This is a genomic window from Sorangium sp. So ce185, assembly GCF_051526825.1.
In the GTDB taxonomy this organism is placed as follows: Bacteria; Myxococcota_A; Polyangia; order Polyangiales; family Polyangiaceae; genus Sorangium; species Sorangium cellulosum_D.
Window position 1 is genome coordinate 7,275,347 of the sequence record NZ_CP150316.1, and the last position, 26,161, is coordinate 7,301,507.

The window sequence follows — 26,161 nt, forward strand, 5'->3', positions numbered from 1 at the left end:
CACGTGTTCACCCTCGAGCACGGATTGCCACACTCGCATCAAATCGCTCAGAACACCGGCCGAAATCGCTCGAGCGGGCGAGCACAAGCGCCCTTTCGCCAACTCACGTGATGGACTGGGGTGGTGTTTTCATGTCCATTCAGGATCTCTCTCGATCCATGCCAGTCACGCAAACATAACATCAGACTGGATCACTGGCCGTTCGCACGTGATTGTTCCGCCGAGACAGGCCAGCTCCCCGTGTCAAGCCGGGAGCACGGCTGTGGCCGCGAATTTGCTCTGAAGGTCCAGGCACCCGCGAGACGGCGACGCGGCGTGACGATCGCGAGCGATGGTCGCGCCGCCGGAAGTGCGGAGTCGTCGTCAAGTTACATCAGCAGCGGAGAGGCTGGCGGCGCTTGCGGCCTCTCCTTGGTAGCGCTCCGTCGCGCCGCGCCTGGGCTCCTGAGGGGGAAGGGTGCGGCGCTCTCCGACACGGGGGGAGACGGGCGCATCGGACCGAGCCAGGAAAGGAAGATCGCATGCAGCGCTTCAAGTCACACCTCACCACGGTTGCCCTCACCGCAGCGTGCGCGTTCGCGCCCGGCTGCCTGAGCATCGACGCCGGTGACGAGGGAGCGGGGCCGGCCCCGACCGCATCGGGGACGCTGACCGTCGCCGTCGCCAATGGCGAGGCGCGGTACATGCTGGAGCGGGAAGACGGGGAGTTCGTGCGCCTGAACCTGGACTCGATGACGGAGGCGCCGCAGGGCGCCGAGGCGCCGATCGACTGGCGCACGGCGAGCGGCTCCCCGGTGGACGTGTTCGGCAGCGAGGCCGAGGACGGCACGATCATCGTCGACGCAATCCGGCCTGCGGAGGGCATCGGCGAGCTGACGAGCGCGCTCGTCACGACCGGGGCCAAGCGCGTCCTGGTGCTGCGCGTGCAGTTCGACGGCGGCCAGACGCTGGGCACGGAGCAGGACGTGCGCAACACCATGGATGGCGCGGCGACCCACCTGGCGGGCTCGTCGTTCGGGAAGATGCAGCTCCAGTACGACGTCGCCGGCCCGTTCAACATCGCCTTCGGCAAGTGCGACGACTACAACCGGTGGCAGAACGAGGCCAAGACCGCGGCGCGCAACGCCGGCTTCGATCTCAACGCGTACCAGCACTTCATGATCATGGGCAAGATGGACTGCGGGTACGCCGGCATGGGCGCGCAGCCCGGGAGCGCCACCTGGATCGCTGGCCTCTGGCCCGAGGTCGTCGTGCACGAGCTCGGCCACAACTTCGGCCTGTGGCACGCCTCCTCGCGCACCTGTCGCAGCAACGGGGCGACCGTGACCATGAGCAACGACTGCACCTTCGACGAATACGGCGACGTGTTCGACCCGATGGGCAACGGCGGCAAGCAGCACTTCAACGCCAACTACAAGGTGAACCTCGGGTGGATCCCGTCGACGCAAGCCGTGACGGTGACCGCCGACGGGACCTACACGCTCGCGCCGATGACCGAGGCGAGCACCGGGACCCAGCTCCTCCGCGTCAAGGGCCCGAACGACATCATGTACCAGATCGAGTTCCGCCAGCCGGCGGCGACGAACGTCGTCGACTCGCGCAACCTCTCCACGAAGGGCGTCCTCATCCATGCGTTCTTCACGCAGTCGCGAGAGAGCGGCCGGGCGCACCTGCTCGACATGATCCCCGGCGGGAACTTCAGGGACGCGCCGCTCGTGGTCGGCGCTTCTCATCAGCTCTTCGGGACGAACGCGACGGTGAAGGTCCTCTCGGTGTCGGCCACGGGCGCGCAGGTCCAGATCTCCGGCCTGGGCGGCACCGGCGGCGACCCCGGCGGCGACCCGGGCGGCGACCCGGGCGGCGATCCCGGCGGCACCGGCGGCCAGAGCCTGGCGGCCGTCCACTCGGGCAAGTGCATGAGTGTCACCGGGGCGAGCCTGGACAACGGCGCCACCGTCATCCAGCGGCCGTGCACCGGGGCGGGCGATCAGCAGTGGAAGATCGAGACGATCAGCGGCGCCACGGCGACCGTGAAGAACGTGAACAGCGGAAAGTGCCTCGACGTGCAGGGGGCCAGCCGGAACAACTCCGCGAACATCACGCAGGCGGACTGCAACAGCAGCAGGAACAGCCAGAAGTGGGATGTCGTCGATCGCGGCGACGGCGTCATCTCGCTGCGCTCGGTCAACAGCGGCAAGTGCGTGGACGTCAACGGGGTCAGCACCGCCGACAACGCCAGGTTCATCCAGTACACGTGCGGCACCGGCACGAACCAGCGGTTCCGGCTGCAGTAGCGCGCGTCCAGGGCCCGACGGCCGGGGGCGCCGCGCCCGGCCGCGCGCCGCGGAGCGGCGGATCGTGACCGGCGTCGGGCCAGGGATCTCCCGGGCCCGGCGCGCTCCCGCGGCCTCCTGTCGAAGCGTTGCGCTGTACAGGAGGATCGATGAACCTCCCCTCGATGAACCGCATCGCTCTCGGGCTCGCGGCCGCCGCGGCGGGCCTCGCCCTCTCCGCCGCGGCGCCCGCGCTCGCCAACGGTCGATACCCCACCGCCGGCCAGATCCTTGTCGATCCCGCCGATCCGGAGCACATCGTCGTCCGCGCGACCTACGGCGTCCTCACCACCCGTGACGGCGGCGAGCGCTGGTCGTGGATCTGTGAAGCGGCGGTCGGTTACAGCGGCTTCGAGGATCCCATGATGGTCGTCACCGCCGACGGCTCGATGCTCGCGGGGCTCTTCGACGGGCTCAGCGCGACGCACGACGGCGGCTGCGACTGGCAGCTCGCCGAGGGCGCGCTCGCCCGGCGCAACATCGTCGACCTGTCGATCGACCGCGCGGATCCCGCGAGCGTGCTCCTGCTCGGCTCCAGCGTCATGGCGAGCGACGCGATCTTGACCCAGGTCTGGGCGTCGAAGGACGACGGGAGGACGTGGACCCAGGCCGGGGAAGACTTCCCGAGCACGTTCCTCGGCGTGACCCTGGACAGCGCGCCGAGCGATCCACGGCGCATCTACGTGAGCGGGCGCCGCAACGGCCCCACGTTCCAGGGGATCGTGCGGCGCTCGGACGATCGCGGCGCGACGTGGGAGGAGCTCGACGTCCCTGGCAGCGACGATCGCAACCTGCCCTACCTCGGCGCCGTGGACCCGGAGGACCCCGACGTGGTGTATGTGCGCCGCGACGGCGACGGCGCGGACGCCCTGCTGGTCTCGCGGGACGGGGGCGCCACCTGGCGCGAGGTGTTCCAGGCGGTGAGCCTCCTCGGGCTCGCCCTCTCGCCCGACGGGACCAGGATCGCGGCCGGCAGCGACATGGATGGCCTGTGGGTCGCGCCGACGGACACGCTGGAGTTCACGCAGGTGGGGCAGCTCGGCGTCCGCTGCCTGACCTGGACCGCGCGGGGCCTCTACGCCTGTGCCGACGAGCTCGTGGACGGCTTCTCCGCGGGCGTCTCCACGGACGGGGGCGCGACGTTCTCGCCGCTCATGACGCTCGACCGCCTCTGCGGCCCGCCGGCCGCCTGCGGGGCGGAGGGCTCGACCGGCCGGACCTGCCCCGACCTCTGGCCGGCGACCGCGAGCTTCGTCGGCGCCGCGCGCTCGTGCGAGGCCGGCGCGGCGTCAGGCGGCGCCGCGGGCGCGGGCGGGAGCGCGGCGAGCGCCGACGGGGGCGAGGCCGGCGTGGGGGCGGGCGGAAGCGGGGCGAGCGCCGGCGGCGGCTGCTCCTGCGAGGCGTCGGGCGGGGGGCGCGCCGGGGCGCTCGCGGGCTGCCTGGTCGCGGCCGGCGGCGCGCTCCTGCGCGCGCGGCGGCGGGGGCGGAGGCGCGCGCGGGCGCCGGGAGCGCCGTGACGGCCCGGGCCGTTCCACGAACGGGCGCGGCCCATGCGCGCCCGCGCGCTCGCGGCGGAGGTGCGGTGGAGATGCGGCGGAGAAGGGAAACGCTGGCCGGATGAGTCAGGGTCGCACTGACAGCCACCCTCCGCGGCGCCGCGCAGCGCGGCTCAATACAGAAAACAGACTCCTGGCTTCTCCTCGCATTGCCCGAGCACGCAGTAACCCTCGCAATCGGCGTCGCTCGCGCACGCCTTGCGGGCGCAGGCCCCGCCGGTCGGATCGCATGCCTGGTTCACCGGGCAGTCCGCGTCGGCGGCGCACGGCTTCGCGCGGCAGCGGTGATCCGGCGCGCAGGCCAGCGTCGCCGGGCAGTCGGCGTCGGTCGCGCAGCCGCGGACACAGACGGAGCTCACCTGCAGGGGCGGAGGGCACGTGAAATGCGGCATCTCGCAGATGAACGGGCCGGCCGCGCCGCCCCCGCTCCCTCCCGCTCCCCCGCCCTCGCCCGCCATGCCGGCGCAATCCTCGTCAGCCCTGCAACTGGCAGTGCTCTGCACCTTGTAACAGGCGGCGTCGCTGACCGGATTGCAGGTGTCGTTGTCGCAATCCTCCCCGCGCCGGCACTCGAGCTCACCGAGCGCTCCGCCCCCGTTGCCCCCCTCTCCGGCGGGTTCCTGGGTCTCCCCGCCACAGCCGGCGGCGAGGCAGAGGGCCATCCCGAACATCCATCCATCAAGTCGACCAAGCATCACGACAGCGTACCAGAGGCCGCGAGTCCGGGAGGTCGCAGCACGATCGCGACCGCCGGACAGCGCCAGGCGCGCTGCTCGGCGCGGCCGCCGCGGAGCGAGAGGGCCGCCACGACGGGCGCCGCAGCGATCAGGAGAGCCCGGCCTGCGTGCGAGCGCGCTGACGCCGAGCTCCTGGAAGCGCGATGCGGCCGGGCGGGGCCGAGCGGCGCGGCGCCCGGCGCTGCGATCCGGTTTGTTGGCCAGGCCGGACGCCCCGATGGACAATGGCGAGACGGTCACGATGAAGACGTGGAGCTTTCTCGCCCTGGGACGCAGCTACGAGATCACGGATTATGGCCCCAGAGTCGGTATCGAGGTCACGCGGAACGGCTACACGGTGTGGACCGGCTACCGTGACGGCGCGCGGCTCGTGACGGATACGAGCACCCTTCCCGCGCGCGAGCTCGGGGCGCTCCGCGAGGAGCTCCTCCGGCGAGCGGCCTCCCGGGGCGCCGCCCCGGCGGCGGACGCGGGCCTCGGCGCGCGCCGGCCGCAGCGCGCGGTCGAGCAGCTCGATCTGCTCGGGGCGCCCGCGCTCGCCGGCTGCCAGCGCTGAGCCGGAGGGGGCTGCTCCCGGAGGGCTCGCGGCGCTCAGACCTCCAGCGCGCTCTCGACGACGCGGTGCACGAGGCCGTACGCCTGGGCCTCGCGCGCGGTCATCCACAGGTTGCGCTCGGTCTCCTGCGCGATCTTCGCGGGATCCTGCCCGGTCGCCTCGGCGAAGATGCGGTTGAGCCGCTCGCGCGCGGCCATGATCTGGGCCGCCTCGATCTCGATGTCCGACGCGGGGCCGCGCACGCCGCCGAGCGGCTGGTGCAGGAGGAAGCGCGTGTTCGGGAGCGCGAACCGGTTCTCCCTCCGCGCGGCGACGAAGATCAGCGCGCCCGCGCTGGCGACCCATCCGGTGCCGATCACCTTCACCTCGGGCCGGATGAAGCGAATCACGTCGTAGATCGTATCTCCAGACTCCACGTGTCCTCCCGGCGAGTGGATCAGGACCCGGATCGGCGCCTCGCTCTGGTTCGCGAGGGCGAGGAGCTGCGCCGTGGTGACCTGCGCCAGCTCGCTGGTGATCTCCCCGAAGATCAGGACGGTCCGGCTCTTCAGGAGGCTGCTCTGGACCTCCTCGGACGGCGCGCGGAGGGGCAGCTGTTCTTCGTTCGGCGTCGCATCGAAGCGCATCATGGCCCCGAGCATCCGGCCGCCCCCGCCCGCGCGCCATGACCGCGACGCGCGGAGTCATGCTCGCGCGTCTCGATCCGCGAGGGAGCGCTGGACGAGCGGCCTCGGCGCGGGCAACCATGGGGTATGGCGGACGAGATGGAGCGGCAGCTTCCCCGCGGCGTGGCGGTCTCCCGGCATCGCGGCCCTCCTGGCGTGCTCTGGCGCGCGATCGCGGGGGATGTGCCGAGCCTCCTCGTCGTCGTGCAGGGCGCGTTTCGCCTCGCGCAGGACGGGGCATGCACCCTGAACGGGGCGTGCTCCCCGGAGCTCGACGCTGGCGACCTCGTGCTCCTCGGGTTCGGCGCGCGCGGCGGCGGGCCCGGCGAGCAGCGCCTCTGCTGCGTCGCGCCGCCGACGGGCGCCGCTCCCGCGGAGGCGGAGGTGATCTCGGCGACCTACGCTCCTGCGCCCGGCGGGGCGCTCGCCGCGCTCGCGCCGGTGGTCCACCTCGCTGCCGGCGAGGTGCGGCGGGCGCCGGGGCTCTCGGCCGTGGTGGGCCTGCTGCGCGCCGCGCTCGCGGATCCATCCCCGGGGCAGGCCGCGCTGGCGCGCTCGCTGCTCGAGCCGCTGCTCGCCTACGCGCTGCACTGCCACGAGCGGGCGGGCGAGGTGGGCGCGGCGCGCGCGCGGGGTCGGCGCGGGGCGCGCGCCTTCGACCGGCGCGTCGCGCGCGCGCTCCGGCTCATGCAGGAGAAGCCGGCGGAGCGCTGGACCCTCGAGGCGCTCGCGAAGGCGGCGGGCCTCTCCCGCGCCGCGCTGGCGCGGCGGTTCCTGGCCGAGCTGGGGGTCCCGCCGCTCCGCTACCTCGCCGAGCTGCGGATGCAGCGGGCGGCCGAGCTGCTCGCCGAGGGCGACGGCTCGCTGGCGTCGGTCGCGGCCGAGGTCGGGTACGACTCGGAGTTCGCGTTCAGCCGCGCGTTCAAGCGGCACACGGGCGAGGCGCCGGGCGCGTTCCGACGCCGCAGCCGCTCCGAGGGGGCCGCGTTCCGGCTGCCGCCGGTGCGCGCGGCGGCGTGAGGGCCTCGCCGGGGCGGAGCGGGAGCCGTTGCCGACGTGGCGCGCGACCGAGGGCGGCGCGCTTGGGGCGGGATCCTGACCGGCGTCACTCGCGGAGCGGGTCGAAGCACTTCTCCGGGCGGGTCGGCGCGCCGTCGCGCACCGCCTTCTCGTGCGCCTGAAAGCAGCGGAGGCGGGCCTCGATGAGCGGATTCTCCACTCCCTCCGGCAGCAGGTCGCGCGCGCGCGACGCTGCGGTGATGGCCTCCGTGACTCGACCTTGCAGGAGGAGCAGCATGCCGTAGGTGTCGTAGCAGCGTACGCAGCTCGGGTCCGTCTTGAGGGCGCGCTGCACGAACGCCTGCGCTTCGTCGAGATCCCGGAGCTGGATGCGGTATCGGGCGACGAAAGTGAGCTGTTCGGCGGTGGAGGCAGTGCGGCTCAGGCGGTCGATGAGCGGCGCGGTGCGTACGATTGCCTGGAGCGGCGTGATGATGCGACGGCTCGACATCGCGCGAATCAGTTTTGCCATCGCCAGGAGATACCGAGGATCCGTCGGCTTCGCCGCGAGCGCCGCCGTGAGCTCCTGCTCCGCCTCCCTGAGGCGGGACTCGGCGGTCCGGAAGAGCCCGCGCCAGAAGCGCACGTCGGGGTTGTTCGGCTCATGCGCGACCGCCTCGTCGAGCTGCGCCGCCGCCCATGCCCTCCCATCGCCCTGCCACCGCCTCAAACGGGCCCAGAGCACGTGCACCTCGGCGTCGCTCATCGCCCGCTCGACCAGCGGCGGCGGGGGCGGCGGGGCCGTGTAGGGGCCGATCTTCCTGATGGGCCGCGTTCCGACGAGGTAGCTCCGGTAATCCCGCTCGAGCTGCTCGGGCGAGACATCGCCGAACGCCTCTTGGAAGGCCTGCCGCACCGGAGCGCCGCGCGAAGCCGCTTCGAGGAAGCCGGCAAAGCGCTGCACGTACGGATCGGGGCCGTTGAGCAGCATGTGAACGAGCCCCCAAGAGCTCAGCTCGTTGAGCGCCACCCGGCGCCGCTCGGCCTCCGATGGCTCGTCGGCGAGACTGTAGAAGTCCTCTCGCCTGGCACGGATGAGCTCCGCGGCGGACGCCGCCTCGCTGGCGGGGACCAGCTGGAGCGTGAACGGGCCATTGCGCACGGTGCGCCCGGAGGCCCCCTTCAGGAAGTCGTGATAGGGCAGCGCTGAGCCGACGTATGCATAACCACCTCGCAGGCGAAACGTCGAGTAGAACTGGGCGAGGCCCTGTCTGAGCCACGGCGGCGCGGGCCCGATGCTCTGCGCGATGAAGTGGTACGCGAGCCCGCGCTGGAACGTGATGCGCTCCGGCTCTCCGAGCGAGCCGTACATGACCATCGTCGGCGCCCGCTCGAGGTCGTTCGGCAGCGCGTGAAAGAAGACGCCGCTGGACGGCGCTGGACTGAACTGACGGAAGTCCTGCTCGCGCGCGAACAGGACGACCTGCATGCGAAACGGGTCGGGGCTGTCGCTCGGGAAGCAGACGTCTTCGAGGGCATTGTACGATCTCTCGAGCTCCGCGAGGACCCCGCGCGCCTCGGAGCGGTCGAGATCTGTCCGCAACACGACGTGCTGCGAGGAGAGCTCTACCCACGGGGCGCCGCCCTGGGACGCGCAGGTGAGAGGTGGCTTCGGCGGAGCACAACCGAGCCCGCTGGCGGCGCAGAGCGCGAGCGCGGCAGCGCTGAGGGACCGCGCGAGGAACGAAGTCGACATGCGATTTCCCCGATGCCCGTCGCCGTGAGTGCGCGAGCTGTGGCGGGGCGTACACCATCGCCGCGCATGCGTCCAGGAGCCATCGACCATCGGCCTGCCTGACGGTGGAGCTCACCGGAACGCAGACCGCATTCCGCTGAGCGCCGAGCTCTTCTCATGTCACACAACGTGAAGCGCCGCTCGCCAGGGTGTACGACACGGAAGGCGGACCCCGCGTCGACGATACCAAGCCGGCGCGTGACCAATCCGGCGCAGCAAAAGAAAATCCTGAAAGCAAAGCTGGGCATGGCGCCCGTCTGGATTTCGGCGAGATCGTGTGTAGTCGCCGTGTCCACGTGCACGCGAAGCCCGGCGTGCGGCGGGACCGGGGCCCCCCTGCGTGCTCGTGATGCGCGAGATCGACGCCATGGCTTTCGGGCTATCCCCTCTCCTGAAGGAGCTCCGTGGGGATGACCGACTGGCGTGCGAATCGCACTTGGCGAAGCTTGAGACGTTCCACAATATCAACCACGCTCCTGGGCAGGTCGAAAATCCGAATGGGATCGGCTGGAGCTGCGACCATTCGGTAGGGCCCGCCATGGGGGTCTGAATCGAAGGCGAAGAGCCCGCGCTCCGCCACCATCCGCCACGTGTTCTGTAATTCCGGGGGCAGATCTTGCGCGAACCGCGCCACGGTCGACACGGGCGACGCGAGGACAGCGTCGATCGCCGCGTGGTGTGCATCGGTGTTTTGTAGGAACTCACCCGGGGCGTAGCCACCGCCCGCGGTACTGAACAGGGCAACGTACCCATCAGCGTCACTGGCCAGCCAATCGAACTCCAGTCCGAGAATCTCGTTGGCGGATCTCGCTCCTGTCGTAGACATCACTACCCTCCTCGTTCGGCTCGAAAACGCGTGGCCGGATCCGGAAACGCACCGCTTGCCGTATGTCGATTCGTAGATTGGACGCCTACAGCCATCGCGGTGAGCTTGGGGAGCGACGACGAGCGGGGGGGGTGAGCCTCGGCGCCGGCTACGATGGCTCAACGAACCCCCAGCATCTCCTCGCGTACTCTATTATCACCTTTGCGACACTACGCTCAAGCGACGACATCTCGGCACGAATATATTCGCCCTTGAGCGGCCCACCGGAAGCAATAACGGTATATGGACCGTTTTCGGTCAAATCTCTACCGCCATCGAACTTTATCAGCACCATCGCTCCGTCGCCGCGGATGCGCTCGAGGAGCGGAAGCAACACATCAACACCTTGCCATCGTGCCGGAATCAGGCCCAAACCAAGATGGCGAGCCAGGGACGGAATGAGCACATGATCATCCATGATCATCAGAAACCTCGCAATCGTGTCTCCCATACCAACGCGAGCATGTCGTCCGAAGCGAAGGGTGCCTCGATGGATCGATTCGTCGGCATTCTTTCCCATCTGAAAACTCACGCCAGGCCTTGCGAAGCCGGGCAGCGCCGGGCCCGTCCCGCCCGCGGCAGCGCCGGACCTCACCGCGGAGCCCTGACGCGCGCCGCGCCCCGCGCCCCCACGCGCCCTGCGCCCCGCGCCTCACCTCTCGCCCATCGCCCCTCCCCCGCGGCCCCCCGGCCGGCCGCGCTCCCGCCCTACCGCTCGGAGGCCTTCCCCTTCGCGCCGGGCGCGGCCGTCCCCGCCCCGCCCTCGCCGGGGAGGCACATCTTCCGCCCCGCGCTGTCGGCGATCTCCTCGCACGTCTTCAGACCCGCCGGGCAGTCGCCGGCGCTCTCGCAGTACGCCGAGCAGTGCCCCGGCTGATCCAGGGCGCCGGCCCGGTGCAGGCATCGCCCGTGCTGGCACTCGACCGCCGTCATGCACGCCTCGCCGGGCGCCCGGCCCTGCGGCTTGCTGCACACGCCGTCCGGACCGTCGTCCCGGGAGCGGCACACGTACCCCGCGCCGCACTCCCGGTCGACCCGGCAGCCCTTCGAGCAGACGCCCCCGATCGCCGCGCACACCGATGACGCGCACTCCGCGCCGTCCGCGCACGCCTCGCCGAACCCCTTCCTCGCCGCCGGGCTCACCCCCGCGCGCTCCTCGCAGCCCGCCCCCGCGCCGAGCGCTCCCAGCACCCCCGTGAGCGCCAGCACCCAGCCGCGCGTCATCGCCCCGCCGCGCGCCAGCGCCCCGCCGCGCGCCATCGCCCCGCCTCGCACCGCCCGCCGTCCGTGGATCATCCGCCGACCTCCCGAGGCTCCGGCGGCGACGCTCCCCTGGCGCACCAGGTCGCCGGGCCGCCTGCGCTCCTAGCACACCGGCGGCCCGGTGCGATCGCCAACCTCCCGACCCACGGAACCTCACCCGTGCACGTCGCGCAGCCCACCAGCTTGGGCCGGATCCGTCTAAAGTGCGCCGCCATGGCCAACCCGATCGACGTCGATCCCAACCGTCAGAGAGAAACCCCCGCCCAGCGAGAGCCCTCCCAGCGAGACACCCCTGCCGCTTTTTTCCGCGGAAACACGGCGCCCGACGCGCGCACCGGCATGCACCCGGTCGCCCTCCGCCGCGCCTTCGCGGACCACCTCCACTACTCGCGCGCCCGGGAATCCCTCACCGCCACGCCGTTCGACCGGTACGTCGCCCTCGCCCTCTCCGTGCGCGACCGCCTCGTCGACCGGTGGACCAAGACCCAGCACACCTACTACGAGCAGGACGTCAAGCGCGGCTACTATCTCTCCGCGGAGTTCCTCCTCGGCCGGGCGCTCGTCGCCAACCTGCAGGCCCTCGACATCTACGACAGCTACAAGACCGTCCTCGGCGAGCTCGGCCTCAACCTCGACGACCTCGTCGAGCAGGAGCCCGACGCCGGGCTCGGCAACGGCGGCCTCGGCCGGCTCGCCGCCTGCTTCCTCGACTCCATGGCCACCATCGGCCTGCCCACCTACGGCTACGGCATCCGCTACGAGTTCGGCATCTTCGAGCAGGCCATCCGCGACGGCTACCAGGTCGAGCGCGCCGACGAGTGGCTCCGCTTCGGCAACCCCTGGGAGGTCGAGCGCCCCGAGCACGCCGTCCCGGTCTCGTTCGGCGGCTACACCGAGCGCGTCCCCGACAAGCGCGGCGGCTTCCGCGTCATCTGGCGCCCCGCCGAGCAGGTCATCGGCGTCCCCTTCGACACGCCCATCGCCGGCTTCCAGTCGAACACCGTGAACACCCTCCGGCTGTGGTCCGCCCGCGCCGGCGAGGAGTTCGACTTCGAGCTCTTCAACGCCGGCGACTACGTGCACGCCGTCCACGAGAAGAACCAGTCGGAGGTCATCTCCAAGGTCCTCTACCCGAACGACAACTTCGACAAGGGCAAGGAGCTGCGCCTCCGCCAGGAGTACTTCTTCGTCGCCTGCTCGATCGCCGACATCGTGAACCGCTACAACCGGGTCCACCCGGACTTCTCGCGCTTCGCCGAGAAGAACGCGATCCAGCTGAACGACACGCACCCCGCCATCGCCATCGCCGAGCTGATGCGCGTGCTCATCGACGAGCACCTCGTCAGCTGGGAGGACGCGTGGAAGCAGACCGTCGCGTCCTTCGGGTACACGAACCACACGCTCCTGCCCGAGGCGCTCGAGCGCTGGCCCGTCGCGCTCTTCGAGCGGCTCCTGCCGAGGCACCTCGAGATCATCTACGAGATCAACCGGCGCTTCTTGCGCGAGGTCATGGACGCCCACCCGCAGGACCACGACCGCGTCGCGCGGATGTCGCTCATCGAGGAGGGGCACGAGCGCCACGTGCGCATGGCCTACCTCGCCGTCGTCGGCTCGCACTCGGTGAACGGCGTGGCCAAGCTCCACTCCGAGCTCGTCAAGCGCGACCTGCTCCGCGACTTCTACGACCTCTGGCCCGAGCGGTTCAACAACAAGACGAACGGCGTCACGTTCCGGCGGTGGCTGCTCGCCTGCAACCCCGCGCTCGCCGCGCTCGTCACCGAGAAGGTCGGCCCGCGCTGGGTGACGGAGTTCGAGCGGCTGCGCGAGCTCGAGCGCCACCTCGACGACCCGGAGTTCATCGAGCGGATCGCCAGCGTCAAGCGCGCGAACAAGGCGGCGCTCGCCAAGTTCATCGGGCAGGAGCTCGACATCTCCGTCGACCCCGCCTCGATCTTCGACGTCCAGATCAAGCGCCTCCACGAGTACAAGCGCCAGCTGCTCAACGCGCTCCACATCGTCGCGCTCTACCTGCGCCAGAAGCGCGGCGAGCACGTCACGCCGCGGACCTTCATCTTCGGCGCCAAGGCGGCCCCCGGCTACCGGCAGGCGAAGCTCATCATCAAGTTCATCCACGCCGTCGCCTACGTCGTGAACGGCGACCGGCGCCAGAGCGCGCTCCGGGTCGTGTTCATGCCGAACTACCGCGTCTCGCTGGCCGAGCGCATCATCCCGGCCGCCGACGTCTCCGAGCAGATCTCGACCGCCGGCATGGAGGCGTCGGGCACCGGCAACATGAAGCTCGCGCTGAACGGCGCGCTCACCGTCGGCACGCTCGACGGCGCGAACATCGAGATCCGCGACGCCGTGGGCCCGGAGAACTTCTTCCTGTTCGGCCTCACCGCCGACGAGGTGATCGCCCGCCGCTGCGAGCACTTCGAGGGGCGCGACGCGGTCGCGGCCGACCCGGAGCTCCGCGAGGTGGTCGACCTCATCTCGTCGGGCTTCTTCTCCCCGGAGTACCGCGAGCTCTTCCAGCCCCTGCTCGACCGGCTGCTCGGCCGCGACGAGTACATGATGCTCGCCGACTTCAAGGCCTACTCCGCCTGCCAGCGCGAGGTGGAGGCGGCCTACGCCGACCGGAAGAGCTGGCTGCGCAAGTCCGCGCTCAACATCGCCCGCGTGGGCGAGTTCTCCTCCGACCGCACGGTGCGCGAGTACGCGCGCGACATCTGGGGCCTCACGCCCGTCGAGATCGACCTCGGCGCCGCCAGGTCGCTCCTGTGACCGCGTGACCCCGCCGCCCCGGCAGGCGCGCCCGCGCCCGCCGGGGGACGGCGACGCGCGCCCGCGCTCGCGCTCCGCGCTCGCCAGAAGACGGCGACGCGCGCTCGCCCGCGGCGGTGCCGCACCGGGCAGACCCGACGGGCGCCGCCGGGCAGACCCGACCCCTCTTCAGCTCGCTTCCAGGACGCGGACGCCGCGACGGACGGAAAAATCCGGGTGCGCGCGTGGCGGACCACGCCCCGCCGGAGCATGCTTCCGGAGCGTGAGCTTCCTCCGTCGGCCGCTCGCCGGGGCGGGGCTCTTGCTATCCTTCCCGACGGATTTATGCCGAACGATCCTGAGGAGAGAGAAGACAGGCAGGGCGACCTCGCGACGGAGCGGGAACGGAAGGTCGAGAAGGCCCGCCGCTACAAGGTCGTGTTCCACAACGACGACTACACGACGATGGAGTTCGTCGTCCTTGTCCTGATGAAGTTCTTCCACCGCACCGAGACGGAGGCCACGCACATCATGCTGAGCGTGCACCACCGCGGCCACGGGGTCGCGGGCGTGTACACCAAGGATGTCGCGGAGACCAAGGTCGCCCAAGTCCAGGACTTCGCCAAGGAGCACGGAATGCCCCTTCGGTTGACCGCCGAGCCGGAATGACCATGCGCATCAGCCCCGAAGTTGAGATCGCCTTTTCGCTCGCCACCCGGGAGGCCTCGCGCCGCCGGCACGAGTTCGTGACCATCGAGCACCTGCTCTACGCGCTGCTCTTCGACGAGGAGACGGCCGAGGTCCTCCGGCACGCCGGGGGCGACACCCCGCTCTTGAAGAAGAAGCTGGAGCGCTTCCTCGACGAGGAGATCGAGGCGCTGCCGGAGGACGCGGACACGAGCCCGACGCTCTCGCTCGGGTTCCAGCGCGTGGTCGGCCGCGCCGCCATGCACGTGCAGTCCTCGGGCAAGAAGGAGCTCAAGGGGGCGAACGTGCTGGTCGCGATGTTCGCCGAGCGCGACTGCCCGGCCGTGACCCTCCTCGGGGAGCAGGGCATCAGCCGCTTCGACGTCGTGAACTACATCTCGCACGGCATCTCGAAGACGGGCCAGGACGACAGCCTCCGCGAGGAGTCGTCGTCCGACGAGGGCGGCGAGCCCGGCGGCGCGCAGCCGGTCAAGGATCCGCTCGCCGCGTTCACGATGAACCTCAACAAGGAGGCGGCCGAGGGGCGCATCGACCCGCTGGTCGGCCGCGAGAACGAGGTCGCCCGGACGATCCAGGTGCTCGCGCGGCGGCGCAAGAACAACCCCCTGCTCATCGGCGACGCCGGGGTCGGCAAGACGGCGATCGTGGAGGGGCTGGCGCAGCGGATCGAGAAGAAGGACGTGCCCGCGCCGCTCAAGGACGCGACCGTCTACGCGCTCGACATGGGCGCGCTCCTCGCCGGCACGAAGTACCGCGGCGATTTCGAGAACCGCCTCAAGGCGGTGCTGCGCGCGCTGGAGAAGCAGCCGGGCTCGGTCCTGTTCATCGACGAGATCCACACGATCATCGGCGCGGGGGCCGCGAGCGGCGGGACGATGGACGCCTCGAACCTGCTCAAGCCCGCGCTGGCGTCGGGCCGCCTGCGCTGCATCGGCGCGACCACGTTCCAGGAGTACCGCGGCCACCTCGAGCGCGACAGCGCGCTCGCGCGGCGGTTCCAGCGCATCGAGGTGACCGAGCCGTCGGTCGACGACACGACGCAGATCCTGAAGGGCCTGCAGAAGCGCTACGAGGAGTTCCACAAGGTCACGTACACCGACGAGGCGCTCGAGGCCGCGGCGAAGCTGTCGGCGCGCTACCTCCAGGACCGCCGGCTGCCCGACAAGGCGATCGACCTGCTCGACGAGGCGGGCGCGGCGGCGCGCCTGAAGCACGGCGACGGGTACACGGTGGACACCGCGGACATCGAGCTCGTCATCGCGAAGATGGCGCAGATCCCGCCGCGGCAGGTGTCGACGTCGGACAAGGCGCAGCTCAAGGATCTCGAGCAGTCGCTGCGCTCGGTGATCTTCGGCCAGGACGAGGCGGTGAAGCAGCTCGCGTCCGCGATCAAGCTGTCGCGCGCGGGGCTGCGCGCGCCGGAGAAGCCGATCGGCTCGTTCCTGTTCTCGGGCCCGACCGGCGTCGGCAAGACCGAGCTCGCGAAGCAGCTCGCCAAGGCGCTCGGCATCGGCTTCCTGCGGTTCGACATGAGCGAGTACCAGGAGCGGCACACGGTGTCGCGGCTCATCGGCGCGCCGCCCGGCTACGTCGGGTTCGATCGCGGCGGGCTGCTGACCGAGGCGGCGGCGAAGACGCCGCACGCGGTGCTCTTGCTCGACGAGATCGAGAAGGCGCACCCGGACGTGTTCCAGGTGCTGCTCCAGGTGATGGATCACGGCACGCTGACCGACAACAACGGCAAGAAGAGCGACTTCCGCCACATGGTGCTGATCATGACGAGCAACGTGGGCGCGCGGGAGCTCGCGCAGGCGCGGGTCGGCTTCGGCGAGCGGGGGTCGGCGGGCGACGACGACAAGGCCTACAAGAACACGTTCAGCCCGGAGTTCAGGAACCGGCTGGACGCGCGCATCATGTTCCGGTCGCTGGATCCGTCGGTGATGGGGAGCATCGTCGACAAGTTCATCGGCGAGCTCGCGGCGATGCTCGCGGACCGGTCGGTCACCATCGACGTGACCGAGCGGGCGAGGGCGGAGCTCTCGACGCGCGGGTACGATCCGGCGAACGGGGCGCGGCCGCTCGGGCGCGTCATCGAGAACGAGATCAAGCGCCGGCTCGGGGATGAGCTGCTCTTCGGGGCCCTCGAGAACGGGGGGAACGTCACCGTCGACTTCGAAGGGGGCGACTTCACGTTCAAGTTCGCGGCGGCGAGCGGGAGCGGGAGCGGGAGCGGGGGGGACGCGGAGAAGGCGAAGGCGAACGGGGCGAAGGTGGAGCCGGCGGCCGTCGGATAGCTCGAGGGCAACGGAGCCAGCGGGGAGGGGGTGCCCGTGCGCGCGGGCGGCGGGGGCCCCTCCCGCGAACTCGCGCCTTTTACAAGGCAATTGCCATGAGTACGGGGAGAGCCGGTCCGGGAGCGACCCGCTTCGATGCAGGCCGGCGCTCGGATTCGCGGGGCCCTACCCCGCCGCCCGCGCGCACGGGCACCCCCTCCCCGCTGGCTCTTCGCGGCTGGCCGGCAGACCGACCCGCAAGCGCTACCTCATCAGGTCGGACGGGCGAAGTTGCGGATCGCTGGCTTGCTGGATCAGTTCAGCGAGTGCGGCATCGCGAGGGTGAACGGCGCGATCTCGGCGTCGAAGACGCGGCCGTCCGGGCGGTGCATCTGGTAGGTGCCGCGCATCGAGCCGCGCGGGGTCTCGAGCACGCAGCCGCTCGTGTACTCGAAGTGCTCGCCAGGCTTCAGCGAGGGCTGCTGGCCGACCACGCCAGGGCCGCGCACCTCCTCCACCTTCCCGCTGCCGTGCGTGATGATCCAGTGCCTCGTCCTCAGCTGGGCGGGCTCGGTGCCTTCGTTCGCAATCCGCACCGTGTAGGCGAAGACGTAGCGGTGCTCCGTCGGGGATGACTGCGTGGGGACGTACACCGTCGAGACGGTGACCCGGATGCCCTGCGTGATGGCTGTCGACACAACCACGCACTGCCACCGCTGCGCCGCGCGCACAAGGGCTCGGCCCCGCAAGACACGCCAGGGAGACGCCAGGGAGACGCCAGGGAGACGCTAGGAGACCGGCAGGAGACGCCGGGACGGAGACGGCCGGGCTCCCCGAGAGGCGGCGTTGACAGCCTCCAGGCTCATCCGCAGGTTTCGTCGAACCTGGGGTCAACGAGCCGTGGAGGAACCCGCCGTGGGCGAACATGACTGTACCGGTGCTCGATGTGCTGAAGGCGAACGGTTCGTCCCGATCGCGATCCTGCCGCCGGCGCGCGGCGAGAGGGCGGCGATGGTTCAAAACAGCGATGCCCCTGGAGGCGTGGGAGAAGGGCCCGGGCCCGGGTTCACGGCCATCGGGCCCGTGATGCCGGAACGCAAGGTCCGCGAATGGGCCCTCGTGCTGCAGTCGAGCGAGCTTTGGCACGCCGTGCGGTACACCCCGGCAGGCTGGGTGCTCCTCGTGCGCGACGAGGACTACGACTTCGCCGCGACCTCGATCGATCGGTACGAAGCGGAGAACCGCGACTGGCCCCCGCGCCGCCCGCGCGAACGCCCGCGCCACCCGCCGTCCATCGCCGCCGGCGTCGCGTTCGTCGCCCTCGCCCTCTTCTTCTTCCTCGTCACCGGCCCCGCGAGCGGCGGCGGGCGGCTCTTCCAGCGCGGCGCCTCGGTCGCCGACCTCGTCGTCGGGCCCGAGCCGTGGCGCGCCATCACCGCGCTCACGCTGCACGCCGACTCGGCCCACGTCATCGGCAACGTCATCTCGGGGACGGTCTTCGCGTCCGCCGTGCAACGCCGCCTCGGGCCCGGCGGCGCCGCGCTCGCCGTGGTCGCCTCGGGCGCGATCGGGAACTTCGCGAACGCGCTCTGGCACCACGGCCTGGGCCATCACCACGCGTCGATCGGCGCCTCCACCGCGGTGTTCGGCGCGATCGGGCTGCTCGCCACCACCCAGCTCATGCTCGACCGCGCGCACGACAAGGACAGCGGCGAGAAGCGGCACCTCCTCCAGCTCGTGGCGCCGCTCGTGGGCGGCCTCTCGCTCCTCGGCGCCCTCGGCGCGAGCCCGCGCGCCGACCTCGGCGCCCACGCCTTCGGCCTGCTCAGCGGCGCCGCGATCGGCCTCGTCGCCGGCCTGTCCCTGCGCAACCGGCCCGCGCCGCGCCGCCCCCTCGTCCAGGTCGCCCTCGGCGCGACCGCGACGGGGCTCGTCCTCGGCGCGTGGCAGCTCGCCCTCCGCGCCTGACGCGCGCGCTCAGTCGGCCGGCCAGATCCCCACCGTCCCGCCCACCCAGGTCAGATCGCGGTTCTGATCGACCCCGAGCATCTTCCCGCGCGACAGCCGCACCAGGTTGAGCGCGAGCGAGAGCTCGGCCTCGCCCGGCGCGCGCAGGAACATCATCCGGACCTCGGCCTTCACCCCGCCCCCGTCCGGCATCAGGAGCGCCGGCTCGTACGCGACCTTCTCCTGGAGCAGCCACCTCGAGCGCTCGCCCTCCGGGATCGCGGCGATGTCCTCGCGCGTGACGTCGACCTTCACCCCCGAGCCCGCGAACGAGAACAGCGGCTTGAGCACGTAGCGCTCGAGATCCGGCGGCGCCTCGTCGAGCGCGCTGAGGAGCCGCGCCCGCGGGACCGCCGGGTGATCGAGGTAAGGGAGCGTGTACTTCGACCAGGTCCAGTACCAGTTCGGGTGCGAGCACCACGTGACGTCGAGCGGCTCGTCGTACCGGAACGGGAGCTCGACCCGCTTCGCCTCGAGCTCGTCGAACACGACGCGGTTGTACAGCCGGCGGACGGGGACGAGCCGCCCGCCCACGCGGCGGAACAGGCGGTCCTTCTCCCGCACGAGCGCCGTCGGGCAGACCGCGTCGACGCCGACGAGGAGCTTCGTCGCCGCGAAGTCCGGGTAGGTCTTCTGCTTCTCCGGCGAGAGGTCGAGGAGCACCACCGACTCCTCGGGCTCGCCCGCGAGGATCGCGCGGCGCAGGTGCGCGACGACATCGTCGCGGCTCCGGCCCCCGAAGCAGCACGTCCAGCGCCGGTCGAGCCCCGGCATGCCGGCCAGCACCTCGGCCACGATCTCGGTCTGCACGAGCATGAGCGCGTAGAGCGACGGGAACGCCTGCAGCTCGACCACCTTGGCGTCGAGCTCGCCGTCCGGGCCGCGCACGATCGCGAAGTCCACCTGCGCGCAGTTCGGGAGCGCGTCCATGCCGGGGGCGTCGAGGTGCGCGGGGATGGCGCGCTTCATCTGCGCGATGAGCGCGGGGCTCGAGATCTGCTGCACGATCTCCTTCGCGGAGCGCTCGAGGCGCTCGCGCAGGCGAGCCGGCAGGAACAGCGGCGTCTCGGCGACGCGGAACGGGATCGCGCAGCCGAGCCGCCGCTCGAGGCGGCTCAGGATCTCCGCGTAGGTCGACGGGCCGAAGGCCGCGTTGAAGGCGCGCCGGAAGGTGGGCTCCATGAATTTTGGTGGTATCACGGCGGCGCGCGCGGCTGCACGACGGACGCGCCGCCGGCCGCAGCGCGGGAACCGCCCGCGCCGATCCGATCCGGCTTGAGGCTCCGGGCGCGGCGACTACAGTCGCGGCGAACCCACGCCGAGGCACCCACGATGATCAAGCTCCGCTCTGCCATGGTCCTGCCGCTGGTCGCCGCGCTCGCCGCGGCGTGCTCGAAGACGCCCGAGCCGACGGCCACGACGGCACCCGAGCCGCCCGCGACGAACAAGGGCGCCGCCCCCGCCCCGACGACCGAGGCCCCGAAGCCGGCGCACCCCGGCGGCCAGCAGGCGGCCGGGGCGGAGCTCGCCTGGGACGCGCCCGCGAGCTTCGAGAGCGCGCCGAACCCCAACGCGATGCGCAAGGCGACCTACAAGATCAAGCGCGCCGCGGGCGACAACGAGGACGCCGAGCTCAGCGTGAGCCAGGCCGGCGGCAGCGTGGACGCGAACATCACGCGCTGGGTCGGCCAGTTCTCCCAGAAGAGCGACGACTCCCCGAAGCGGACCGACCTCAAGGTCAACGACATCAAGGTCGCGGTCGTCGAGATCAAGGGGACGTTCGCCGGCTCCGGGATGCCCGGCATGCCCGCCGGGGAGCCGAAGTCGAGCTACGCCATGCTCGGCGCGATCGCCGAGACGCCCTCCGGCGACCTCTGGTTCTTCAAGATGACCGGCCCCGAGAAGACGGTCACCGGGGCGCGCGCCGACTTCGACAAGCTCCTGAACAGCCTGCGGCTGAAGTGATCGGCCGCGCGGCCGCCGCGCGCCGAGCCCCCGCAGCGGGCGCTCGGCCGCGCGCCGCGCCCCCGCGCGAGCGGGCTCGGCCGCGCGCGCCGCGCCCTCAGCACGCGACGTCGCCCTCGAAGAACCGCGCGAACGCGGGCGGAAGCGCCGCGGCGCCGCCCTCGGCGAGCGGCGGGCGCGCGCTCGAGAGCGTCTGCCAGAGGAGGATCGTCTCCCCCGGGTGATCCCGCCCGATCTCGCGCAGCGCGGCGAGCGCCTTGGCGCTGTACGTGATCTCCCCCGGGACGCCGATCAGCCGCTCCACCTCGGGGATCGCGGCGATCGACGCGGGGGTCGGCGCGCCGTACCCGGGGCCGATCGCGCGGTGATCGATCGCGAAACGGACGGGCGGGAGCCGCCGCCGGGTGAAGCGCGGCGCGCGCCGGGCGAGCAGGCGCTTCATGCTGCCGACCTCGTAGCGGACGACGACGCGGTTCGAGGCGACGCGCTCGGTGATGCGCACGCCGACGATCGTGGTCGGCCAGCCGAGCATCGCCGCGCCGAGCGCGAGCCCCGCCAGCGTCCCGCCCGTCCCCGAGGGGACGACGATGCGATCGGGGCGCGGCGCCTCGCCGCGCCGGACCTGCTCGGCGAGCTCGAGCATCGCGTCGACGTAGCCGAGGCACGGCAGCGCGGCCGAGGCGCCGGGCAGGATGAAGTAGGGCCGATCGGCCCGGCGCAGCGCCCGGATCGCCCGCACCGCGGTGGCCGCGTACCCGCCGCCGTGGACGAGCTCGGCGCCGCTGGCCGCGCCGGCGAGCAGCGCGTCGCGGCCGAAGCGGGTGATCGGCTGGTCGAACAGGACCGCGGTGACGGCGAAGCCGAGCGCCCGGCCGAAGAGGGCCGTGGCCGTGACCTGCGTCGACGCCAGCCCGCCGACCGTGACGAGCGTCCTCGCCCCGCGCCGCTCCGCGTCCGCGAGCAAGAACTCGAAGCGCCGCACCTTGTTGCCGCCGTAGAGCGGCGAGATCCGGTCGTCGCGCTTGACCCAGACGCCGCCGCGGCCGAGGTAGCCCTCGATCGCCGCGCAGGGGACGACCGGCGTCGGCGCGTGCGCGAGCGGGCGCCAGGGGATCTGCCCCGCGAGCTCGGGCAGCTCGGCGAAGAGCGGCAGCTCGCGCGACGCGGGCAGGAAGCCCGGGGCCGCGCCGGCGACGCCCGCCGCGCCGGCGACGCCCCCCGCCGCGCCAGCGACGCCCGCCGCGCCAGCGACGCCCGCCGCGCCGGCCGCCCCGGCGCGGTCGGCCCGCCCCTCCTCGTCGCTCGCCACCCTTTCGCCCCTCGCGCTCAGGCGCGCGCCGCCGCGCCGTGCCCCGCCGGAGGGCCGCCCGGCCCCGCCTGCTCGCCGGCGTCGCCGGGATCGTCCTCCGCCCCGGCGCCGAGCCGGCCGCCGCGCACGACCAGCGGATCGCGGAGGTACGTGTCGGTCAGCCGCTTCGGCCCCGCGAGGCCGAGCAGCCGGAGCGGCAAGAGGAGCACCGAGAGCACCCACGACGCGAGGCCGAGCGCGAGCTTGCCCGCGTACGCCTCCGCCACGAGCGCGAGCTTGCGGGCGGCCGACATCGACGAGATCGGCGCGTCGGTCAGGCCGATGCGCATCAGCCGGAGCTCCGCGATCCGCACGGAGTGGCGCACCAGGTCGGGCAGGCGCCGGAGCGCCGGGTGGTCCATCGGCAGGCGCTTCTTCATGAACGCCTCGAGCCGCGACACGCCCCAGAGCGACACCAGCGCGAGGCCGAGCAGCCGCCGCCGGAGCGCGGGCCGCCCCGCGATCGCCTTCCTCGTCTGCTGCTCGCCGAAGTCGACGTGGCGCTCCTCCTGCCGCACGCCGCGCTTCAGGATCGCGACGATCTCCGGCTCGTCCACGGTGTCGATCATCGCGTAGAACGCCTGGAGGACGAGGCCCTCGCCGAGGGCCATCTCGAGGGCGACGTGCTCGGACCAGTCGCCGCCCATGAGGCCGGTGGCGAGGAAGCGCACGCTCCAGGCGGCCTTCTCCGGCGGCGCGCCGAGGATCTCGAGGATGCGGAGGAAGTTGCCGACGTGCTGGAACTCCTCGACGGCCTGGCGCGCGAGGAAGCGCGCGGACTCGAGATCCGGCGCGTTGTAGAGCCAGTGGCCGATCTGGACGCCGGTGATCTCGCCGTAGAGGAACTGCTGGACGGCCCAGACGATGACGTCCTTGTCCTTGACGGGATCGAGCTTGGCGCCCTGGAAATCGAACGCCATCTCTTCGCGGGTCACCAGCATCGATCGGCCTCCAGAGCGGTGAATTTAGCCCAGATCGCGCCCGCGGGCAGGCCCGAGGCGCGCGGGCCCTGTGCCCGAGCGCCCGCCGAGCGCCCGCCGCGCCCGGGCTCCGGCTCGGCCCGCCCGGGCGGAGCCGGCGCCCCCCGTGGTATACGGCCGCGGCGGCGGCATCAGGAGCCGCCGACTCGAACCTCAGGAGAAGCACCATGGCGCGCGTCCACAACTTCAACGCCGGCCCAGCCGGGCTCCCCCTCCCCGCCCTCGAGCGCGCTCAGCGCGAGCTCATCGACTTCGAGGGGACGGGCATGTCGATCATGGAGCACAGCCACCGCGGCAAGGCGTTCGATGCGGTGCACAACGAGGCGATCGCGCTGCTCCGGCAGCTGCTCGGCCTCTCGGACGACTACCACGTGCTGTTCATGCAGGGCGGCGCGGCCATGCAGTTCGCCGTCGTGCCGATGAACCTCCTGCCGCCCGGCAGGAGCGCCGACTACATCCTCACGGGCGGCTGGTCCGAGAAGGCCCTCGAGGAGGCGAAGCGCGTCGGCACCGTCCGCGTCGCCGCGAGCACCGCGGTCGACAAGCGCTACACCCGCATCCCCCACCAGAGCGAGCTCTCGCTCGACCCGAACGCCGCGTACGTCCACATGACGACGAACAACACGCTGTTCGGGACGCAATGGCACTGGCTGCCCGAGACGGGCAACGTGCCGCTCGTCGCCGATATGTCGTCCGACATCCTGTGGCGGAAGATGGATATCTCCAGGTTTGCCCTGATTTACGCGGGCGCCCAGAAGAACATCGGGCCGAGCGGGATCACGGTCGTGATCGCCCGCAAGGACATCGTTGACAGCGGGCGAAAAGACATTCCCGTCATTTTCCGTTATGCCACTTACGCTGCCAACAACTCGCTCTACAACACACCTCCGACATTCGCAATCTACCTCATGCGCAACGTACTCGCGTATACGCTTGAGATCGGTGGGCTCGAGGAGGTCGAGCGACGGAATCGCAAGAAGGGTGAGCTGCTGTACGAAACCCTCGACGCGCACCCGGATGTGTTCCGGGCCCCGGTCGAGAAAGAGAGCCGCTCGTTCATGAACGTGGTGTTCCGGCTTGCCAGCGAGGAGATGGAAAAACGCTTTGTCGCGGAGGCGGCAAAGGAGGGTATGGTGGGGCTCGCCGGGCACAGGTCGACCGGGGGTATCCGGGTTTCGATCTACAACGCAGTATCCGTTGAATCGGTGGAGCGCCTTACGGCGTTCATGCGGGACTTCGTCAAGAGGGCCTGATCGCGCTGGGAACACGACATTCTCTGTATTTCCAGGTTCGCCCAGGTTTCCACCTGCGTCTCCGGTGAACCTCCCCCCAATTCGTCGCGTCCCAACCTTCAGCCCGCTTGACGTTGTTCCGCCCGGTACAACAGGCCCCCGCGGAAAGGGCCTGTCGGCCTTTCCGCAGCTGGGAGGGAGGCGGTGAACGCCGCTTCCCGCTCGGCGCCGGGAGGGGATGGCGAACGCTGAATCCCCGACCGAACCTGGGAGGGGACGGCCATGCCGGCCTCGGACCCGCCCGGGAGGGGACGGCGAGCGCCGCCCCCTCCCGGCTCAGAGGCCCCGTTCGGAGACCTGAATCGAGCGAGCCAACCGTAAGGAGAGGATGATGGCGAGCATGGATGATCGTGGGATGATTTCCAGGAGTGAGGAGGACCAGGAGGAGAGAGGGGCCTCGCCGAGCGAGCCCCCGCCTTCGTCAGCGACGCAGAGGCAGGCAAATGAGCGGCAGCAGCGTGGGTTCGCCGCCATGGATGAGGAGCGTCAGCGCAAGATCGCCAGCAAGGGTGGGAAGGCAGCCCACGAGAAAGGCACGGCCCACGAGTTCACGCGCGACGAGGCCCGCGCCGCCGGCAAGAAGGGCGGTGAGGTCGTCAGCCAGAACCGCAAGCACATGGCCGAGATCGGTCGCCGGGGCGGCGAGCGCGTGAGCCAGGACCGGGCTCACATGGCCGAGATCGGCCGCAAGGGCGGCGAGGCCGTGAGCGGCGACCGCCAGCACATGGCCGAGATCGGTCGCCGGGGTGGCGAGTCGCGGGGAGATCAGCCGCGGGAGAATCAGCCGCGTTGATCGAGGGGGCGAGCGGCCCGGCGCCGAGGCACCGGGCCAGCTCTCTGCACGCTTGCGCGGTCCACGGCCCGGGGCTCCCGGCCGTGGCCGCAAGGTGCGCCTTCGTCAGCTCGGCGCGATCGCGCCCAGCGAGACGTCGCTCGGCGTCTCCTTCGGGCCGGGGATCCACTCCTCGTCCGGCTCTTCCCGCGGGAGCACGACCGGGGCGCCGTCGTAGCGCAGGCGCTTGCCGGGCCAGACGAAGCTGCGGAACAGGTAGGCGAGGAGCGAGGGCTGATCGAGGTTCGGGTGGATGAACGGCGCCACGCGCCTCGCGTGCTCGGCCGGCAAGAGGCTCCAGTGGAGGCCGGGCTCCATGTGGTGGATGGAGTGGAAGCCGTTGTTGTACGTCCACCAGTTGACCAGCCGGCCGACGAAGTTGCGCGAGTGGTTGTGCTCGCTGTCCTCGTCGCAGCCGTCGTGCTGGAGGTAGTTCATCGTGACGATCCCCCACGCGGCGTACTGGTGCGGGATCAGCACGTAGAGGAGGAACTTCTTCCAGTCGAGCGCGAGCAGGGCGCCCATCGCGCCGAGGAACACCGCCGACTCGAGGAGCATCTGCCGGAACCACGGCGGGTTGCGCCGGTACATCGCCTTGAAGTAGCGCATGTCGGCGGGCAGGATGTCCCGGACCACGCGGCTCATGAAGAGGAGCCCGTTCAAGAGGTTCCAGCGATAGCGCACCTTCGTCGTGCGCATCACGTCGCGCCGCGACTGCGTGTACTTGTGATGGCTGAGGTTGTGGCCGGGCACGTAGGCGCTGACCGGGTGCCCGTACGTGAGCGTGAGCACGACCTGGAACGCGCGGTTCATCCACCGCCGCCGGAAGACCGGGCAATGGACCGAGTTGTGGGTCGCGACGGCCCCGAGGAACGAGAACACGCAGGTCATCGCGAGGAGCGGAATCGCGAGCCAGAGCGCGCGCGGCGCGTAGACCCATTGCACCGCCACGAGGGCGAAATAGGTCGCGACGAAGAGGAGCGTCTTGATGTCGGCGCGGTAGCGGAGCATGGCTGTTCTTCACGGGTGCGAGGGCCCCGCGCGCCGGACATACCGGCAGCGCGCCGGGCGCTGGCCAGTCCGAACGGGCGCGGCGGCCCGTCATCCATCGTCTCGGCCCCCTTCGTACCGCATTTCGTCACAGCTGGAAGCCCCGAAGTTGGATTCCGACGGGCGCTGCGCGCCATCGCGCGGGACATCCGTGTTTCACGACGATGTCCCGCG

At 71.3% G+C, this 26,161-nt stretch carries 22 protein-coding genes; 11 read left to right on the forward strand and 11 right to left on the reverse strand.

The window, feature by feature from the left end:
* Positions 1 to 521: 521 nt before the first annotated feature.
* Both WMF26_RS26430 and WMF26_RS26435 read left to right on the forward strand, forming a co-directional pair.
* Positions 522 to 2,294 carry an RICIN domain-containing protein gene (locus tag WMF26_RS26430; protein ID WP_437994934.1) on the forward strand — a complete coding sequence of 591 codons (1,773 nt, stop codon included), beginning with the start codon at positions 522 to 524 and terminating at the stop codon, positions 2,292 to 2,294.
* A gap of 164 nt (positions 2,295 to 2,458) precedes the next feature.
* The gene (locus WMF26_RS26435; protein WP_437994935.1) at positions 2,459 to 3,850 is read left to right on the forward strand and encodes a WD40/YVTN/BNR-like repeat-containing protein; all 1,392 of its coding nucleotides are present in this window, start codon (positions 2,459 to 2,461) and stop codon (positions 3,848 to 3,850) included.
* A gap of 152 nt (positions 3,851 to 4,002) precedes the next feature.
* Here WMF26_RS26435 and WMF26_RS26440 read toward each other — a convergent pair whose 3' ends face one another.
* A complete protein-coding gene (locus WMF26_RS26440) occupies positions 4,003 to 4,584 on the reverse strand; it encodes a hypothetical protein (RefSeq protein ID WP_437994936.1) in 582 nt (193 codons plus the stop codon).
* 259 nt (positions 4,585 to 4,843) lie between these two features.
* On the opposite strand from WMF26_RS26440, the gene WMF26_RS26445 reads away from it, so the two are divergent.
* Positions 4,844 to 5,182 carry a hypothetical protein gene (locus WMF26_RS26445; protein ID WP_437322428.1) on the forward strand — a complete coding sequence of 113 codons (339 nt, stop codon included), beginning with the start codon at positions 4,844 to 4,846 and terminating at the stop codon, positions 5,180 to 5,182.
* Positions 5,183 to 5,217: 35 nt separating this feature from the next.
* On the opposite strand, the gene WMF26_RS26450 is transcribed toward WMF26_RS26445, so the two are convergent.
* On the reverse strand, positions 5,218 to 5,808 hold the full coding sequence (locus tag WMF26_RS26450) for an ATP-dependent Clp protease proteolytic subunit (RefSeq protein WP_437954137.1): 591 nt from the start codon (positions 5,806 to 5,808) through the stop codon (positions 5,218 to 5,220).
* A 126-nt stretch (positions 5,809 to 5,934) separates the two neighbouring features.
* On the opposite strand from WMF26_RS26450, the gene WMF26_RS26455 reads away from it, so the two are divergent.
* Positions 5,935 to 6,867: an AraC family transcriptional regulator gene (locus WMF26_RS26455; RefSeq protein ID WP_437994937.1), complete on the forward strand. Its 933-nt coding sequence runs from the start codon at positions 5,935 to 5,937 to the stop codon at positions 6,865 to 6,867.
* An 85-nt stretch (positions 6,868 to 6,952) separates the two neighbouring features.
* On the opposite strand, the gene WMF26_RS26460 is transcribed toward WMF26_RS26455, so the two are convergent.
* The 4 genes from WMF26_RS26460 to WMF26_RS26475 form a co-directional block, all read right to left on the reverse strand.
* Positions 6,953 to 8,602 carry a tetratricopeptide repeat protein gene (locus tag WMF26_RS26460; protein ID WP_437994938.1) on the reverse strand — a complete coding sequence of 550 codons (1,650 nt, stop codon included), beginning with the start codon at positions 8,600 to 8,602 and terminating at the stop codon, positions 6,953 to 6,955.
* 418 nt (positions 8,603 to 9,020) lie between these two features.
* Positions 9,021 to 9,467, reverse strand: coding sequence for a hypothetical protein (locus tag WMF26_RS26465; protein WP_437322431.1), 447 nt, complete (start codon positions 9,465 to 9,467; stop codon positions 9,021 to 9,023).
* A gap of 148 nt (positions 9,468 to 9,615) precedes the next feature.
* Positions 9,616 to 10,026 carry a hypothetical protein gene (locus WMF26_RS26470; protein ID WP_437994939.1) on the reverse strand — a complete coding sequence of 137 codons (411 nt, stop codon included), beginning with the start codon at positions 10,024 to 10,026 and terminating at the stop codon, positions 9,616 to 9,618.
* A 188-nt stretch (positions 10,027 to 10,214) separates the two neighbouring features.
* Positions 10,215 to 10,802, reverse strand: coding sequence for a hypothetical protein (locus tag WMF26_RS26475; RefSeq protein ID WP_437994940.1), 588 nt, complete (start codon positions 10,800 to 10,802; stop codon positions 10,215 to 10,217).
* 180 nt (positions 10,803 to 10,982) lie between these two features.
* On the opposite strand from WMF26_RS26475, the gene WMF26_RS26480 reads away from it, so the two are divergent.
* The 3 genes from WMF26_RS26480 to clpA all read left to right on the forward strand — a co-directional run bounded on the left by WMF26_RS26480 (position 10,983) and on the right by clpA (position 16,534).
* Complete coding sequence (locus WMF26_RS26480) at positions 10,983 to 13,553, forward strand: glycogen/starch/alpha-glucan phosphorylase (protein ID WP_437994941.1); 2,571 nt, start codon at positions 10,983 to 10,985, stop codon at positions 13,551 to 13,553.
* 324 nt (positions 13,554 to 13,877) lie between these two features.
* Positions 13,878 to 14,201 carry an ATP-dependent Clp protease adapter ClpS gene (clpS, locus tag WMF26_RS26485; RefSeq protein ID WP_020737250.1) on the forward strand — a complete coding sequence of 108 codons (324 nt, stop codon included), beginning with the start codon at positions 13,878 to 13,880 and terminating at the stop codon, positions 14,199 to 14,201.
* Positions 14,198 to 16,534, forward strand: a complete 2,337-nt coding sequence (clpA, locus tag WMF26_RS26490; RefSeq protein WP_437994942.1) for an ATP-dependent Clp protease ATP-binding subunit ClpA — start codon at positions 14,198 to 14,200, stop codon at positions 16,532 to 16,534. Before clpS ends, clpA begins: the two co-directional genes overlap by 4 nt.
* 293 nt (positions 16,535 to 16,827) lie before the next feature.
* Here the strand turns inward: clpA and apaG are convergent, their stop codons facing one another.
* Positions 16,828 to 17,211, reverse strand: a complete 384-nt coding sequence (gene apaG / locus WMF26_RS26495) for a Co2+/Mg2+ efflux protein ApaG (protein ID WP_061627952.1) — start codon at positions 17,209 to 17,211, stop codon at positions 16,828 to 16,830.
* Positions 17,212 to 17,599: 388 nt separating this feature from the next.
* On the opposite strand from apaG, the gene WMF26_RS26500 reads away from it, so the two are divergent.
* Positions 17,600 to 18,481 (forward strand): rhomboid family intramembrane serine protease, encoded by an 882-nt coding sequence (locus WMF26_RS26500; protein ID WP_437322436.1) that lies wholly within the window; start codon positions 17,600 to 17,602, stop codon positions 18,479 to 18,481.
* 9 nt (positions 18,482 to 18,490) lie between these two features.
* On the opposite strand, the gene WMF26_RS26505 is transcribed toward WMF26_RS26500, so the two are convergent.
* Positions 18,491 to 19,702, reverse strand: a complete 1,212-nt coding sequence (locus WMF26_RS26505; protein WP_437994943.1) for a hypothetical protein — start codon at positions 19,700 to 19,702, stop codon at positions 18,491 to 18,493.
* A gap of 150 nt (positions 19,703 to 19,852) precedes the next feature.
* Here WMF26_RS26505 and WMF26_RS26510 point away from each other — a divergent pair, with 150 nt between their 5' ends.
* A complete protein-coding gene (locus WMF26_RS26510; RefSeq protein ID WP_437994944.1) occupies positions 19,853 to 20,485 on the forward strand; it encodes a hypothetical protein in 633 nt (210 codons plus the stop codon).
* Positions 20,486 to 20,582: 97 nt separating this feature from the next.
* Here the strand turns inward: WMF26_RS26510 and WMF26_RS26515 are convergent, their stop codons facing one another.
* Entirely contained in the window at positions 20,583 to 21,794 is a 1,212-nt protein-coding gene (locus WMF26_RS26515; RefSeq protein WP_437994945.1) for a 1-aminocyclopropane-1-carboxylate deaminase/D-cysteine desulfhydrase, read from the reverse strand.
* A 17-nt stretch (positions 21,795 to 21,811) separates the two neighbouring features.
* Positions 21,812 to 22,774 carry a ferritin-like domain-containing protein gene (locus WMF26_RS26520; protein WP_437322440.1) on the reverse strand — a complete coding sequence of 321 codons (963 nt, stop codon included), beginning with the start codon at positions 22,772 to 22,774 and terminating at the stop codon, positions 21,812 to 21,814.
* A 206-nt stretch (positions 22,775 to 22,980) separates the two neighbouring features.
* On the opposite strand from WMF26_RS26520, the gene serC reads away from it, so the two are divergent.
* On the forward strand, positions 22,981 to 24,066 hold the full coding sequence (gene serC / locus WMF26_RS26525; protein WP_437994946.1) for a 3-phosphoserine/phosphohydroxythreonine transaminase: 1,086 nt from the start codon (positions 22,981 to 22,983) through the stop codon (positions 24,064 to 24,066).
* 511 nt (positions 24,067 to 24,577) lie between these two features.
* Positions 24,578 to 24,898 carry a KGG domain-containing protein gene (locus tag WMF26_RS26530; RefSeq protein ID WP_020737259.1) on the forward strand — a complete coding sequence of 107 codons (321 nt, stop codon included), beginning with the start codon at positions 24,578 to 24,580 and terminating at the stop codon, positions 24,896 to 24,898.
* Between the two features lie 105 nt (positions 24,899 to 25,003).
* Here WMF26_RS26530 and WMF26_RS26535 read toward each other — a convergent pair whose 3' ends face one another.
* Positions 25,004 to 25,948, reverse strand: coding sequence for a fatty acid desaturase family protein (locus WMF26_RS26535; RefSeq protein ID WP_061622340.1), 945 nt, complete (start codon positions 25,946 to 25,948; stop codon positions 25,004 to 25,006).
* Positions 25,949 to 26,161: the final 213 nt, after the last annotated feature.

Coding starts and splice junctions, on each gene's coding strand:
- WMF26_RS26430 (WP_437994934.1), top strand. CDS start 522: ATGCAGCGCTTCAAGTCACACCTCACCACGGTTGCCCTCACCGCAGCG.
- WMF26_RS26435 (WP_437994935.1), top strand. CDS start 2,459: ATGAACCGCATCGCTCTCGGGCTCGCGGCCGCCGCGGCGGGCCTCGCC.
- WMF26_RS26440 (WP_437994936.1), bottom strand. CDS start 4,584: ATGCTTGGTCGACTTGATGGATGGATGTTCGGGATGGCCCTCTGCCTC.
- WMF26_RS26445 (WP_437322428.1), top strand. CDS start 4,844: ATGGACAATGGCGAGACGGTCACGATGAAGACGTGGAGCTTTCTCGCC.
- WMF26_RS26450 (WP_437954137.1), bottom strand. CDS start 5,808: ATGCGCTTCGATGCGACGCCGAACGAAGAACAGCTGCCCCTCCGCGCG.
- WMF26_RS26455 (WP_437994937.1), top strand. CDS start 5,935: ATGGCGGACGAGATGGAGCGGCAGCTTCCCCGCGGCGTGGCGGTCTCC.
- WMF26_RS26460 (WP_437994938.1), bottom strand. CDS start 8,602: ATGTCGACTTCGTTCCTCGCGCGGTCCCTCAGCGCTGCCGCGCTCGCG.
- WMF26_RS26465 (WP_437322431.1), bottom strand. CDS start 9,467: ATGTCTACGACAGGAGCGAGATCCGCCAACGAGATTCTCGGACTGGAG.
- WMF26_RS26470 (WP_437994939.1), bottom strand. CDS start 10,026: ATGGGAAAGAATGCCGACGAATCGATCCATCGAGGCACCCTTCGCTTC.
- WMF26_RS26475 (WP_437994940.1), bottom strand. CDS start 10,802: ATGATCCACGGACGGCGGGCGGTGCGAGGCGGGGCGATGGCGCGCGGC.
- WMF26_RS26480 (WP_437994941.1), top strand. CDS start 10,983: ATGGCCAACCCGATCGACGTCGATCCCAACCGTCAGAGAGAAACCCCC.
- clpS (WP_020737250.1), top strand. CDS start 13,878: ATGCCGAACGATCCTGAGGAGAGAGAAGACAGGCAGGGCGACCTCGCG.
- clpA (WP_437994942.1), top strand. CDS start 14,198: ATGACCATGCGCATCAGCCCCGAAGTTGAGATCGCCTTTTCGCTCGCC.
- WMF26_RS26500 (WP_437322436.1), top strand. CDS start 17,600: ATGCCGGAACGCAAGGTCCGCGAATGGGCCCTCGTGCTGCAGTCGAGC.
- WMF26_RS26505 (WP_437994943.1), bottom strand. CDS start 19,702: ATGGAGCCCACCTTCCGGCGCGCCTTCAACGCGGCCTTCGGCCCGTCG.
- WMF26_RS26510 (WP_437994944.1), top strand. CDS start 19,853: ATGATCAAGCTCCGCTCTGCCATGGTCCTGCCGCTGGTCGCCGCGCTC.
- WMF26_RS26520 (WP_437322440.1), bottom strand. CDS start 22,774: ATGCTGGTGACCCGCGAAGAGATGGCGTTCGATTTCCAGGGCGCCAAG.
- serC (WP_437994946.1), top strand. CDS start 22,981: ATGGCGCGCGTCCACAACTTCAACGCCGGCCCAGCCGGGCTCCCCCTC.
- WMF26_RS26530 (WP_020737259.1), top strand. CDS start 24,578: ATGGATGAGGAGCGTCAGCGCAAGATCGCCAGCAAGGGTGGGAAGGCA.
- WMF26_RS26535 (WP_061622340.1), bottom strand. CDS start 25,948: ATGCTCCGCTACCGCGCCGACATCAAGACGCTCCTCTTCGTCGCGACC.